General features: G+C 46.8%; 8 protein-coding genes. 6 read left to right on the forward strand and 2 right to left on the reverse strand.

The annotated features are described in order from the left end of the window. Window positions 1-258: 258 nt before the first annotated feature. Window positions 259-2,118 carry an adenine deaminase gene (locus J2X75_RS03135; protein ID WP_310334253.1) on the forward strand — a complete coding sequence of 620 codons (1,860 nt, stop codon included), beginning with the start codon at window positions 259-261 and terminating at the stop codon, window positions 2,116-2,118. 386 nt (window positions 2,119-2,504) lie between these two features. Next, complete coding sequence (locus J2X75_RS03140; protein ID WP_310334254.1) at window positions 2,505-3,425, forward strand: hypothetical protein; 921 nt, start codon at window positions 2,505-2,507, stop codon at window positions 3,423-3,425. A 157-nt stretch (window positions 3,426-3,582) separates the two neighbouring features. On the opposite strand, the gene J2X75_RS03145 is transcribed toward J2X75_RS03140, so the two are convergent. Next, a complete protein-coding gene (locus tag J2X75_RS03145; protein ID WP_310334255.1) occupies window positions 3,583-4,503 on the reverse strand; it encodes an AraC family transcriptional regulator in 921 nt (306 codons plus the stop codon). Between the two features lie 172 nt (window positions 4,504-4,675). Between J2X75_RS03145 and yicI the strand changes: the two genes are divergently transcribed. From yicI to bcbE, 4 genes are all read left to right on the forward strand, one after another. After that, window positions 4,676-6,994, forward strand: a complete 2,319-nt coding sequence (yicI, locus tag J2X75_RS03150; RefSeq protein WP_310334256.1) for an alpha-xylosidase — start codon at window positions 4,676-4,678, stop codon at window positions 6,992-6,994. A gap of 75 nt (window positions 6,995-7,069) precedes the next feature. Further along, window positions 7,070-8,080 (forward strand): phosphotransferase family protein, encoded by a 1,011-nt coding sequence (locus J2X75_RS03155; RefSeq protein WP_307537828.1) that lies wholly within the window; start codon window positions 7,070-7,072, stop codon window positions 8,078-8,080. 19 nt (window positions 8,081-8,099) lie between these two features. Beyond that, on the forward strand, window positions 8,100-11,051 hold the full coding sequence (locus J2X75_RS03160; protein WP_310334257.1) for a glycoside hydrolase family 3 C-terminal domain-containing protein: 2,952 nt from the start codon (window positions 8,100-8,102) through the stop codon (window positions 11,049-11,051). Window positions 11,052-11,211: 160 nt separating this feature from the next. After that, entirely contained in the window at window positions 11,212-12,513 is a 1,302-nt protein-coding gene (gene bcbE, locus J2X75_RS03165; RefSeq protein WP_124114006.1) for a bacillibactin exporter BcbE, read from the forward strand. Between the two features lie 157 nt (window positions 12,514-12,670). Here bcbE and J2X75_RS03170 read toward each other — a convergent pair whose 3' ends face one another. Beyond that, entirely contained in the window at window positions 12,671-14,008 is a 1,338-nt protein-coding gene (locus tag J2X75_RS03170) for an MFS transporter (RefSeq protein WP_310334258.1), read from the reverse strand. Between the last annotated feature and the right edge of the window lie 27 nt (window positions 14,009-14,035).

Below are 14,035 nucleotides of genomic sequence, written 5' to 3' on the forward strand. Positions count from 1 at the left end.
TTTCTGTATATGATACATAGATCGGGAAGAAGCTAGCTTAGCGAGGGAATTATACGTGATGAGGTTACAGCCATATAGGTGATCGTATTGATAAAAATACCTAACGTAAATTCGTAAGGATTGGTCCCGTGGATAAATATGACTGCATAATTTGTATTTAAGCACAATGGATGTGATTTTTCTTTACACATGAAGTCCGGAATCATATAATCGTAACAATATATTTTTTTTGGATCGTTTATTAAAGGAGGCAACAAAATGAACAAACCATCTTTTGAACGGCCACTTATGGCCGATTGTGTACCTGATTTGGTCGCTACAGCACGGGGAGATTTGCCAGCGACTTTGGTCATTCGGGGAGGTACGCTGGTAAACGTGATATCGGGTGAGATTTTGCCGGAGATGTCCATAGCCGTACAGGGAGCTCGAATCGCTTATGTCGGTAAAGATGTAAGCCACACCATTGGAGAACATACCCGGATTATTGAAGCAAACGGTAAGTATATCGCTCCTGGTTTGCTGGATGGACACTGCCATATTGAAAGTACACAGATGAAAGTAACCGAGTTTGCGAGAGCGGTATTGCCTTCAGGCACGACCGGAGGTTTCTTTGACCCACATGAGATCTCTAACGTGCTTGGTCTCAAAGGGCTGAGACTGATGCTGGATGAAGCGCGGACCACACCGATGGCTGCTTATATGCAGGTGGCTTCCTGTGTGCCTTCCACCCATCCAGGATTGGAGACAACAGGTGCGTATATCGGGCCTGAAGAGGTAGCTGAGGCTCTTTCCTGGGGGCCGGACATGATTGGCCTTGGTGAAGTGATGAACTTCCCTGGGGTAGTCTATGGGGACGAGACGATGATCGGTGAGATACAGGCGACCCTCCGGGCAGGTAAAGTGGCAGACGGTCATTTCACCTGGGCTGCAGATGACTGGCGTCTGCCAGCGTATGCAGCGAGTGGCGTTACAGGAGATCATGAATGTGTGACCAAGGAAGATGTGGTCGAACGTCTGCGACTCGGGATGTACGCGAAGATGCGCCAAGGTTCGGCATGGCATGATGTAGCAGAGACGATTAAAGCCTGCACTGAACTTGGACTGGATACACGCCGGATGATGCTGGTGACCGATGACCGAAGCTCTGAATCCCTGCTCAAAGAAGGACATATGGATTTTGTTGTGCGTCTCGCAATCTCCCAAGGCGTGAAGCCTGTCACTGCTTTCCAGATGGCAACCATTAACACGGCTGAGCGCTTCGGAGTTGCGCGTGACATTGGAGCGATTATTCCAGGCAATATAGCCGATATTCTTCTGCTGGACGGCCGGTTGGCGGATGTACGTGTGGGCATGACGATTGCTGCCGGGCAAGTTGTAGCCGAGAACGGGAAAATGACGGCGGTCTGGGACAGCTTCACGTACCCTGAGGAAGCGCTGAACACGGTGAAGTTAGAAGCTAATATTCAGCCGGAAGATCTGGAGTTGGCTGCGCCGATTCAAGAGGGGATCATTGGTGCCAAAATCATTCATGTGACAGAGAACCATGTGGATACAAAGGAGAAACACCTGCCTGTTACCGTAGAGAACGGCAAGGTTGTGGTTTCAACTTCAGGGGAAGTATGCAAAATTGCGGTATTGGAGCGTCACAAACAAACCGGGAATCGAGCGGTAGCGCTTGTTGGGGGCATCGGCTTCACATCCCCTGCAGCGATTGCGATGACGGTTGCTCATGATAGTCACAACCTGTTGATTATCGGTAATGATGATGCGCTAATGGCTGAAGCCGGTAATCGCGTCATTCGTATGCAGGGCGGGGTCGCCGTGGTAACGGCAGCAGGTGTAACCGAATTCCCGCTGCGGATTGCAGGTTTGATGTCAACCGAGCCATTCGAAGTCGTTGCAGCCCAATCGGCAGCAGTCAGTGAAGCTTTACAGTCCGCAGGATGTACATTAAATAATGCGTTCATGACACTTTCGTTATTGGCGCTGGTTGTGATTCCGGAATTACGTTTGTCCGACAAGGGGCTTGTGCGGATCTCGGCAGAAGGTATTGAACTGGTGTCCCTTTTCGATGAAGTGGTTGAGAATACACCTGTAGCTCCATCGGGTAATGAATGAACGGAAATGTCGACTAGAACATCATTAAATAGGGTTCCATATAAAGCCGCCTTAGGGCGGTTTTTTGGTGTGCTTTTGGAGAAAGCGCTTTCTAGGTCTTCTGGAGCTTAGTGTAAATATGGCAATAATGACTGAAGTCATGCTGAAATAAGGATTGAATTTGAAAATAATGAATAATTGCGACTTTTGAACTATACATACAGAACTACGAATTCCCGAAATATAGTTATATGATTCTTTCGTCGTAAGTCTTGAAGATGATATTGCATATAAAAGCAATCCAAATTCGTCGTACCTAATAAGTATCCATTAAATGAATATGAAACGACACAATTTCATCCAGATTTGCACGTCAGAGCTGATAACTTCAGAGGGAGTGTACAAATATGAAAAGCAAAAGGGGTTACCGTTTTATCTTATTACTGAGTTGTTTGATCCTGTGTGCGAGCACGGCCTGTTCTTCCAAAGCCATTGCGGATGGTTCAGTCGACAGTTATGCAACGATTCATGGAGAACTTGATATGCCAGTGAGAGCGACTTGGGTATGGGATACCACCCAGATCCGAAGTAATCCTCAAGAGGTGTTGAATTACGCTACAGCGAACAAGATCAATACGATCTATCTGCAGATGAACCGGGATATCAAAATTCCTGAGTATAAAAGTTTTATCCGTCAGGCGAGAGCCAAGAACATTGCGGTGGATGTCATGGATGGAAGATCAGCTTGGGGCTTGACGGAAAGTCGGGAGCAGATTGCATCTTTCCTGGACTGGATCGAGGCATATCAGGCGCAGGCGTTGTCCAATGAGAAGTTTGCTGGTATTCATCTGGATATTGAGCCACATGTGCACCCACAATGGAAAATAAATCAGGCCAGTGTGATTACCCAGTGGCAAGGAAATGTGGAGTACATTGTTGAGCGAGCATCACGGATGAAGATGCCGGTAGCGGCAGATCTGCCTTTTTGGCTGGATAACTACAAAATTCCGGGTTCAACAATGGCCGTAAGCAGCTGGATGATTCGCAAGTTCGATTCCATCACCATTATGGCTTACCGCGATACAGCTGCTGCAATCTATAGTGTAGCGAAGGATGAACTTGCAGAAGCAGCTCTGCTCGGCAAGACGATCTCAATCGCCGTGGAAACAAAGCAAAGTAAGGAAGGCGACTTCATTACTTTTTATGAAGAGGGATCTGCTTATATGGAAGCACAATTGAAGTTGGTCGAAAAAATGGCTTCAGTACATGCGTCCTTTAACGGTTTCTCCGTACATGAGTACACTTCATGGAAGACGCTGAAAAAGTGAGACATCAATAAACTTCTTAGCGCAATGTTTGTAGCAGCACATGAACTGAGTTCTAACTGAGACAACGTGCCTCAGAGCGTTACTTTGTTAGTTCTTGGGAAGTGGAAGTTGATAAAGAAGGTGTTTGCAGCGGAATAGCTGTGAGCACCTTCTTCTTTTACACCTGAACTAGGGCAGACTCCATTCCTACGTTCTCATAGAACATTTTGCGATACTGTGAAGGTGTGGTAGCTTTATGCTTTTTAAATGTAGTGATGAAGTAGCTTAGATGCTCAAAACCCACATCCATGGCGATATCAACAATTTTGTGATCCGTATTCTCAAGCTGAACACAGGCCTGTTGAACGCGGTAATAGTTAATGTAATCAACCGGGGTTTTCTGCACCATCTGTTTGAAGAAACGGCAGAAGTGTCCTTCGCTCATATTGGCTTCATCGGCCAGTTCTTTCAGCTTTAATGGTTCAGGATAACGTTTGTGGATATACCCGAGCACGGATTTCAGGCGCTCTACCTTGTCATGACTCCCTGTAGCTACGGTGCCTTTGAGCGGAGCAGGTCTCATATGTTCGAACATTCGGGCAAATATGAGGTACAGGTACGCTTTTGTTGACATTTCACACGTTTCGGTCCGGGTAGCATGGTCCGCAAATATGCGTTTCAGGTGATCCAGAATTTCTTGTCCCCAATCCTCATCTGCCTTGATATGACTGGGGGGAATCACCGTTTTGCGTACCAGTGGACCGATGAATTTCTCTTGGACCGTATCGAAGGTGCGGCTGCCGAGCAGCTCCGGATTAAACACAATGGAAGAGAATACACAGGGTACATCGCCCTTCAGATAGCCCGCATGAATTTCACCTCGATTGATAAAAATCGCTTCTCCAGCTTGAACCTCAACGGTGTTCATATCGATCTGAAAGACGGCACAGCCTTTGGTCACCATGGTGAACTCCATCTCATCATGCCAGTGGCAATCGAGAATGCTATCCCCGTTCAGTTGTTGAATATCCGGGTACACACTGACGGGATACATGGCATTGCCGTGAATCCGGTCTTCTCGTAATCGTTCACGTTCCATATCAGATTCTCCTTTTGTATCATTATTAATGTAATCGTTTCCATAGATTGGTGGTGATGTTCAAGAATCGGATGTTTATTATCAAAATCGTGATATATTTGGTCAAAATAAGAGAAGAAATTCGTTATTAATATCAATATTATTATAATATAACCAAAGGGGGAAAGAAAACATGAAATTTACTGATGGATTCTGGATGACTCGTGAAGGGTACCAGATTCAAAACCCAACTGACATTCGTGATATTGTGCAAAAAGAGAATTCTGTGACCGTATATGCGGCAACTAAATATATTCGTAGCAAAGGCGACACTCTGAACGGTACATTGCTGAAAGCAACGTACAGCTCACCAATGCCTAACGTTATTCGTGTAACTCTGAATCACCATAAGGGCGGAGTGAAAAAAGGGCCTGAATTTGAGCTTAACACACAAGAAGCAAACGTTGAGATCTCAAAAAATGAACAAGGCGCTGTTTTGAGAAGCGGCAATCTGGAAGTTCAAATCGACAAAACAAACGGTTGGGACATTAGCTTCCTGTATGGAGGAAAACGGATTACAGGTAGCGGTCAAAGAGCTGCTGGTTATATTACAGGTCCAAGTAAGGAAGCATACTTCCGCGAGCAGCTTGATCTTGGTATTGGTGAATACGTTTACGGACTTGGTGAGCGCTTCACGCCGTTTGTTAAGAATGGCCAAATCGTCGATACCTGGAATGAGGACGGGGGTACAAGCAGTGAGCAGTCCTATAAGAACATTCCGTTTTATTTGTCCAATAAAGGATATGGCGTATTTGTAAATCATCCTGAACGCGTATCATATGAGATTGCATCCGAGAATGTATCTAAAGTTCAGTTCAGCGTAGAAGGCGAGACGTTGGAGTACTTCATTATCGGCGGTGACAATCCTAAGGATGTACTTGATAATTATACGAAATTAACAGGTAAACCAGCGCTTCCACCGGCATGGACTTTTGGTCTGTGGCTGACAACGTCATTCACAACGGATTATGATGAAGCAACGGTTAACCATTTTGTAGATGGCATGGCTGAACGTGATCTTCCGCTGTCTGTATTCCATTTTGACTGCTTCTGGATGAAGGAATACCAATGGTCTGATTTTGTATGGGATGAAGCGATGTTCCCGGATCCGGAAGGCATGCTTGCACGTCTGAAAGAGAAGGGCCTTAAAATCTGTGCTTGGATCAATCCATATATTGCAGAAAAATCCTACTTGTTCGATGAGGGTATGGAGAACGGTTATCTGGTGAAAAGAGCCGATGGCAGCGTATGGCAATGGGATATGTGGCAAGCAGGCATGGCTCTGGTTGACTTCACGAATCCGGATGCTGTGAATTGGTATAAGAGTAAGCTCGAAGTCCTGCTTGATCAAGGTGTAGATTCCTTCAAGACCGACTTCGGTGAAAGAATTCCGACAGATGTTGTGTACTTCGATGGTTCTGATCCAGTTAAAATGCACAACTATTATACACAACTCTATAACAAAGCTGTATTTGAATTGCTTGAAGAGAAGATTGGCAAAAACGAAGCTGCCCTGTTTGCACGCTCTGCAACAGCAGGTGGGCAACAATTCCCGGTTCACTGGGGCGGTGACTGCTCTTCCACGTATGAATCCATGGCTGAATCGCTTCGCGGTGGCCTCTCACTGGGGCTTTCCGGTTTCGGATTCTGGAGCCATGATATCAGTGGTTTTGAAAGCACAGCGAGCCCTGACGTATACAAACGCTGGGTACAATTCGGACTTTTGTCTTCCCACAGCCGCCTGCACGGAAGCACTTCGTATCGTGTGCCTTGGTTGTTTGACGAGGAATCCGTGGACGTTGTTCGTGACTTTACCAAACTCAAAATCAGCCTGATGCCGTACCTGTACAATTCTGCGGTAGAGTCAACGGTAAAAGGTATTCCGATGATGCGCGCTATGCTGCTGGATTTCCCAGAGGACCCAACAACATACAGCCTGGATACGCAATACATGTTCGGTGATTCAATCCTGGTGGCTCCAATCTTCAACAAGGAAGGCGATGTGCGTTATTACCTGCCTGAAGGAACTTGGACGAACTATCTGACAGGAGCGAAAGTACAAGGTGGACGCTGGATCAGTGAAAACCATGACTTCAAAACACTGCCAATGATGGTTAAGCCAAACAGCCTGATCGCTGTGGGTGCGGTGGATAGCAAACCGGATTACGATTTTGCGAATGATGTGTCCTTGCACTTGTTCGAACTGGCTGATGGTCAAACGGCTCAAGCTGTCGTTGTGAACCAAGCGGCAGAGCAGGAGCTGACAGTTAACGTTACACGTAATGGATCAGTGCTGGATGTTCGTGCTGAAGGTGCAGGTAAACCTTGGAACATCGTGCTTCGTGGTATTGAAAGTGTATCCAGCGTTGAAGGTGGTTCCCAAGTGTCTGGTGCAACTGGTGTTGTCGTTACGGCAGCAACAGGCGCAAGCGCGCTTACAATCCAACTGTAAAATGATATAGTAAAAGAAAAGGACGGTGCCGAAAGGTGCCGTCTGTTTGTCTACGATGATAGGAGATTGAATGAAATGAGTACAATGAGTTCCGGTTTGCACTGCACGATATCAGCAGAGATGCTGCATCAACTGGTAGAGATTAATTTTGGAAGCGATGCCAAAGTGAAGGAGTTTGGTCTCCTGCAAGGTGGACTTTTTAATACAACCTATCGGATTCACCTTGAACATACATCCTATACGGATGTGATTTTACGTTTGGCTCCAGAGCGGGGAGAGATGGCGGCTGGTTCTGCGAGTGACCCACTCTTTTCTTTTGAACGTACGATGATGGCGGCTGAACCGATTGTGTATGAATATTACCGTAAGGCAGGCATTCCTGCTCCCAACATTATCGCCTGTGATGACAGCGGATCCATCATTCCAAGAACGTACATGTTTATGGAATTTATCCCGAGTAAGCAGCTGGATCACGCATCGATTTCAGACATAGACAAAGAGCGATTGTATCATCAGCTTGGCGTCTATACCGCCATCATGCATCAGATCGAGGGGGCATCGTTTGGGTGGCCGCAGGGTGATGGGACGATTAGAGGCTCGGATCAATGGTCCGAGGTGCTGCACTCTTTTGCAGAAGAAACGGCACTTAAAGCTGCTCAAGCCGATTATATGTCAGGGGTAGGAGAAGAAATCGCAGCTATATTCATCAAAAATAAAGACTTATTTGATCAAGTGACCCGTCCAGTACTCGTTCATAATGACCTGTGGGAAGCAAATGTACTTGTTCATCAGGAAAATGGTGAGCTGAACATTGCGGCCATCATTGACGGAGATCGTTCCATGTTTGCCGACAGGGAGTTTGAAGCCATATTGTCGACAGAATCAGCGGCTTTTCATGAAGGATATGATCGTCCACTGGACTCATCCGCTGAAGGACAGGCACGCAGGCTTGCGTACCGAATACTGTCTTCGTATTTTAATGCCTACGTTCATGAACATCAGGTCAATCAACCTGAAGACGGTCAGAAGTATCGCCAGCGTACGCTGGATTTACTGGAGCAATGGAAGCAACTTGGACTTAACTAATTCGTAGGAGGAATGAAGGATGAAGGAGTATCATCAATACCCGATGTGGGATGCGTCACTTTCACTTGAGGAAAGGTTGGATGACCTGATTGCACGATTGACAACGGAGGAGAAGATCAGACTAATTCCTACACGCGAAGCAGCTGTACCAAGACTGGGCATTCCAGCCTACAACGTTGGGGGCGAAGCTGCCCACGGGGTTGCATGGAAAGGGGAGGCAACGGTATTTCCACAACCGCTCGGTCTATCAAGTACCTGGAATACAAGGCTCATGCGGGAGATTGGTTCAGTCATTGGTGATGAAGCTAGGGCATACCATCACCGTGATCCTGAGGTTCACGGGTTAACATTGTGGGCACCAACGGTTGATCTGGAACGTGACCCACGCTGGGGCAGAACGGAAGAGGGATATGGCGAGGACCCGGTCCTCACGGGAGAAATGTCGGCAGCTCTCGTCAAAGGTATGCAGGGAAGTGACCCTTTTTATCTGAAAATGGTTGCTACATTGAAACACTTTTTTGCCAATAATAATGAGAAAGATCGGCTGAATTGTTCATCCAGCATCGATCCGCGGAATCTGCGGGAATATTATTTAAAAGCTTTTGAGACACCATTTGTGGAAGGCGGAGCCTTGTCCATGATGACAGCTTACAATTCCATCAACGGTACACCTGCCATTGAAAGTCCATATGTGAATGATGTGGTTAAGGGTGAGTGGGCGATGCCAGGTTTCATTGTATGTGATGGTGGAGACCTGTCACAGACGGTGAACTATCATGGTTATCACACCAGTCATGCCGAATCAGCAGCAGGTGCGTTGAAGGCAGGAGTGGATTGTCTTACAGATGAAGTTGATCTTGTTGTATCTGCTCTGGAGGAGGCTCTTGACCGGAATCTGTTGGAGATCGCTGATTTGGACAGAGCCATCCGCAACATCTTTGGTGTGCGGATGCGACTTGGACAACTGGATCAGTCGGGGCAAAATCCTTATGTGTCTATACCTGAATCTGTATTATGTGCACCAGAGCACGCCAAACTTAGTTATCGTGCGGCTGCCGAATCAATTGTTTTGCTCCAAAATGATGGATTGCTTCCCTTGCAGCCAGAAGCGTTGCAGAAAATCAGTGTGATTGGGCCGCTTGCGGATGTTGTCTATACCGATTGGTACAGTGGCACACTGCCTTATCGTGTATCCGTCCTCGATGGATTGCGCAATCGACTACCTCATTCAGACATAACGTATTCAGATGGGAATGACCGTATTCAGCTGAAGATAACAGACGGTCAGGTTATTACCTTGGGTGCGGAAGGTACACTCGTCGCTGTGCCGGAAGCCAGTGCACCTACAGCCGCCGAATTTGTACATCAGGATTGGGGTTGGGGAAGTCACACGCTGAGAAGTGTGAAAAATAACCGTTACGTTAGCTTAACCGAGCAAGGCATCTATCAGGCAAACGCACCGCAGATCGGTGGCTGGTTTGTGAAGGAAGTTGTTCGCATAGATCCTCTAACGGACGGAAGTAACACCTTGCGGACGTGGAACGGTATCCCTGTTGGACTGAGCGAATATCAGGGACAGTCTGCTGTATCACCACCACGGCCACAAGGAGAACAAACTACAGGTACAAGTACAACTCAGGACAATGTGAGTGCCTCTGGACACGCAAGTCAATCACCAGGCAATACACAGATACCTTTTGCATTCAATATTGATATTGTGACCAGCGGAATACAACAAGCCGTAGAAGCTGCACGTAGCAGTCAGGCATCTGTCGTTGTTGTTGGCAACAGCCCATATATCAACGGCAAAGAAGAAATTGACCGCCCAAGTCTGCTGCTTCCGCCGAGTCAGGTCGAACTTGTCAAAGCCGTGTGTGAAGCCAATCCCAATACGGTGGTTGTCATTATGGGCAGTTATCCATTTGCCTTGCAGGAGTTGAAAGGTATTGCCCGCGCAATCGTTTATATGACACATGCTGGTCAGGAATTGGGGAACGCGCTTGCAGATGTGCTGTTAGGTTATTATGCCCCGGCAGGCAGATTGAATATGACATGGTATGAAGACGAATCACAGCTTCCTGACATGATGGATTATGACATCATTCAGAATGGCATGACCTATATGTATCATGAAGGACCGGTTCAATATGCATTTGGTCATGGCCTGACGTATTCCGAATTCGAATACGAAGCGATTCGTGTAAGTCGAAGTGCTCCGAGTGAATCCACCACCACAGATCAATTAAAGATTGAAGTGGAGGTACACAATACAGGTGAACGTGACAGTGATGAAGTCGTACAGATCTATGGATCTTCATATACCTCCCGAGTGAAACGTGCACAGAAGCAACTGCTTGCTTTCCGTCGTGTTCATGTCAAAGCAGGGACGCATATTACGATAAGTTTCGAGGTTCCTGTTCAGAAGCTGGCGCTATGGGATGTTACCCGAGATCGATACTGCCTGGAGACAGCGACCTGGGCCATCCTGGCAGGGCGTTCTTCGGCAGATATACGTCAGTCGGCTGATATTGAAATTGAAGGGGAGACGATTCCTGATCGCCCGCTGCACTTGCTTACCTTTGCCGAGAATTACGATGCTTGTGCAGGTGTTCAACTGGATGAATGTCTGGAAGGACGTTCGGCAGTTCGAGCAATCACTCGGGAAGAACCCTTATATCGAGAGGAGCAGTTGTCCTGGATCGCTTTCAACCATAATGCTGTTCAGGAAGTACAAGGATTTGAAGCCAGAGTGGCAGCTTTTGGGGAAGAGGGCAGACTGGAGATTCGTTCCGGAGGACTGGAGGGCGAACTGCTCGGTGTGTGTGAAGTTTCTGGACCCGGAGGCAGTGTGAACGGAAAAGATATCAAGTGGACAACAGTCCAGTGTTCGCTTGAGGCACCACATAAGGTGAATGAGCTGTATATTATTTTCAAAGGTGGAGCAGCGTTACGGCACTTTAGATTGTTGTAGTTGTAGACATCATTGAACCAAAGAAGCTGTCTTGCATGAATACGTGCAGGCAGCTTTTGTATGTGAACAAGCGGTAACATCCAGCATGTCCTGAATAATCAACCTCCGAAACAACCACAATAATGCTGTTGTGTGTAGAATCTGTAAAGGTGGTTGTGGTATGAACGACAAAAAGTGGGACCTCGTCGCACTTGCTTCCATCCCTTTAATTATGACCTTGGGAAACTCCATGCTGATACCGATCTTGCCACAAATTGAACGTGAGTTGAACGTATCTGCATTTAAGGTCAGCATGCTTATTACAGTCTACGCTGTAGTTGCTATCCTGCTTATTCCACTCGCAGGATATTTATCTGATCGCTTTGGCAGAAAAGCAGTCATTATTCCAAGCCTCATTATTGCAGCCGTCGGGGGTGCTGTAGCTGGTGTAGCTGCATGGATGCTGGATGGAAACGCAGCATACTGGTCCATTTTAGGTGGCCGATTATTGCAGGGGGTTGGAGCAGCCGGTGCATTCCCTATTGTCATTCCGTTGGTTGGGGATATGTTCAATGATGAAGATCAGGTAAGTAAAAGTTTGGGAATCATTGAAACCTCCAATACATTTGGTAAAGTGTTAAGCCCGATTTTGGGTGCAGCGCTGGCTATCTGGTTGTGGTATTTACCATTTATGGCTATTCCTGTATTATGTGTCCTTTCACTGATTCTGGTTATTTTCCTGGTGAAGACACCCAAGAAAAAAGAGAAGCCACCCACCTTTACGGAATTTGTGGCTTCCATTCGGGACGTTTTGAAAGAAAAAGGGCGATGGTTGTACGCTCTGTTTGCGATCGGCGGAATTTGCATGTTTATTCTTTTTGGCGTGCTTTATTATCTATCCGAGACATTGGAGAGCGAGTTCGCCATGAAAGGGATCGTAAAAGGTCTCGTGCTTGCCATTCCGTTGGCGGCGCTGTGTCTGTTTTCCTTTTTCGCAGGAAAATGGATCGGAAAGAGTAAGCCTCGTATGAAATGGCTTGGGTTCGCAGGACTTGTTCTTGTAACCGTTTCGCTGGGTGTTATTGGAATTTTCGATAATATCTATATTGTGATTGGACTTTTTACATTGGGGAGTGCCGGAATAGGAGCAACCTTACCGTGTCTGGATGCCTTAATCACTGAAGGTATAGATAAGAAACAGCGAGGCACGATTACGTCTTTGTTCAGCAGCATGCGATTTATCGGTGTATCCCTTGGCCCCCCTGTTGTGTCTTTACTGATTGGCAAACAACATTTTTTGCTTTTTGGTGTGCTTGCTGCATCTGGAGCCGTAGGCGGGTTGCTTACATTATTTGCAGTGAAGCCGGATAAGGGAGATCAACCTACTTCAGGAAGCGGACAGAAACAGGATGAACGACATATCGATCGGATCGAGACGAGTAGAGGTTATGCTCCCATAGGTCGCAAGAAAAGTCCATTTTAGATAGACGGTGTTGTATGCTACGTTCATTCCGAAGTTGTATTAAGTTTGTTTAACATTCAGATCTGTTCCAATAAAAAACGCGTTTACGCCTAAGAAAGCGGATGAATTTGCTTTCTCGGTGTAAACGCGTTTTTATGTTCAGAATGACTTTAACCGATCATTCGTGTTTGCTCTTATTCGACTGGCTAGTTTCGGTGTTGCCAGCTCCAGATTTCTTGGATTGATCTTGAGGTGGTTCCGTTGCAGTGATATGAGTATGAGCGAGCAGAGCATGAGGTTCAATGGAGAAGCTGCCGCTTCGTTTTCCCTGAATCAGATATATAAGCAAGAACAGAATCATAAACATCACGGAATATCGATACATATCAGTATAACTGGTTATGGCCGCAATGGCGCCAAGAAGAAGGGCACCGGTCGCAATACCCAGATCCAGCGAGTTCAAAAACATACCGTTAGCCATACCCCGTTGAGTAGGAGATACAACTTGAATCATCCAGGTCTGCAGAGACGACTGCATGGAACCATAACCGATTCCGTAGATAAAGGCAGCGATGAACAGGACGGACATGGAGGTTGCATACGAGAGCAGAATGAGGCCGACTGCAACGAATATTGCCCCTGGAATGAGCAGTGCTTTTGGACCTTTATTGTCATAGATCCGTCCTGCAAATGGTCTAACCAATAACACGGCGAGTGCATTGAACAAAAAGAACAGCGCAGGATTGGCCAGATTGGCTTCCTTACCATACAAAACGATGAATCCGACAAGCCCACCATAGGTGATGGATAGTAGGCAATTCAGCACACTGGGCAGAATCAGCTTGCGGTTGAAAGGTGTCTTCTGTTTCGGGTTGGACCCTGAAGCACTTGTTGTGGCTTGTGGCATGATGGTTGTACTGTTATCGGTTCTGGCTGCTTTTTTGCGTGTCAGCGAATAACTCAGTGGATAGATCACAGCGAGGACACCCGCAGTACATAACATCAGGGTTACAAATCCAGCACCTTGGAGCAGAGTAACCCCAATGATTGGCCCCATAGACATAGCCAGGCTAGTCGATAGACCAAAGTAACCCATTCCTTCACCCATTCGTTTGACGGGCACAATGTCCGAGGCCATCGTTGGAAAAGCGGTACTGCTCATACCAAACCCGATACCAAACAACATTCTAAGCAACAAGAGCACAGCTATACCAGCAGCAAAATAATAGCCGAGCGTTGCCAGCAGGGCTACGGACAGGCCTATATAGATCATGGCGTTACGATGGCCCTTCTCCAGTGCTTTCGCGGAATAGAGACGGGCTGCAATGGCACTTAGTGCAAACAGACAGGTGAATAAACTTACTTCAAATGCATTGGCGTGAAATCGCTCCTGAACGTAGGACGGAAGCGGAGAGACAATCATGTGCAGTTGCAAGAACAACAAGAAGTTGCACAGCATCAGCAGTATAAAATCGGTGGTCCATAGTCTAACTTGTTGTGTAGATTGTTCTTTCATGATGATGTATTCCCCCTGAGTTGTGAT

It is taken from the genome of Paenibacillus sp. 2003, from assembly GCF_031455635.1.
GTDB lineage: Bacteria > Bacillota > Bacilli > Paenibacillales > Paenibacillaceae > Paenibacillus > Paenibacillus amylolyticus_B.

What these genes read in the sequence shown, in the direction of transcription:
- yicI (WP_310334256.1), top strand. Translation starts at nt 4,676, where the DNA reads ATGAAATTTACTGATGGATTCTGGATGACTCGTGAAGGGTACCAGATT.
- J2X75_RS03135 (WP_310334253.1), top strand. Translation starts at nt 259, where the DNA reads ATGAACAAACCATCTTTTGAACGGCCACTTATGGCCGATTGTGTACCT.
- J2X75_RS03145 (WP_310334255.1), bottom strand. Translation starts at nt 4,503, where the DNA reads ATGGAACGTGAACGATTACGAGAAGACCGGATTCACGGCAATGCCATG.
- bcbE (WP_124114006.1), top strand. Translation starts at nt 11,212, where the DNA reads ATGAACGACAAAAAGTGGGACCTCGTCGCACTTGCTTCCATCCCTTTA.
- J2X75_RS03160 (WP_310334257.1), top strand. Translation starts at nt 8,100, where the DNA reads ATGAAGGAGTATCATCAATACCCGATGTGGGATGCGTCACTTTCACTT.
- J2X75_RS03170 (WP_310334258.1), bottom strand. Translation starts at nt 14,008, where the DNA reads ATGAAAGAACAATCTACACAACAAGTTAGACTATGGACCACCGATTTT.
- J2X75_RS03140 (WP_310334254.1), top strand. Translation starts at nt 2,505, where the DNA reads ATGAAAAGCAAAAGGGGTTACCGTTTTATCTTATTACTGAGTTGTTTG.
- J2X75_RS03155 (WP_307537828.1), top strand. Translation starts at nt 7,070, where the DNA reads ATGAGTACAATGAGTTCCGGTTTGCACTGCACGATATCAGCAGAGATG.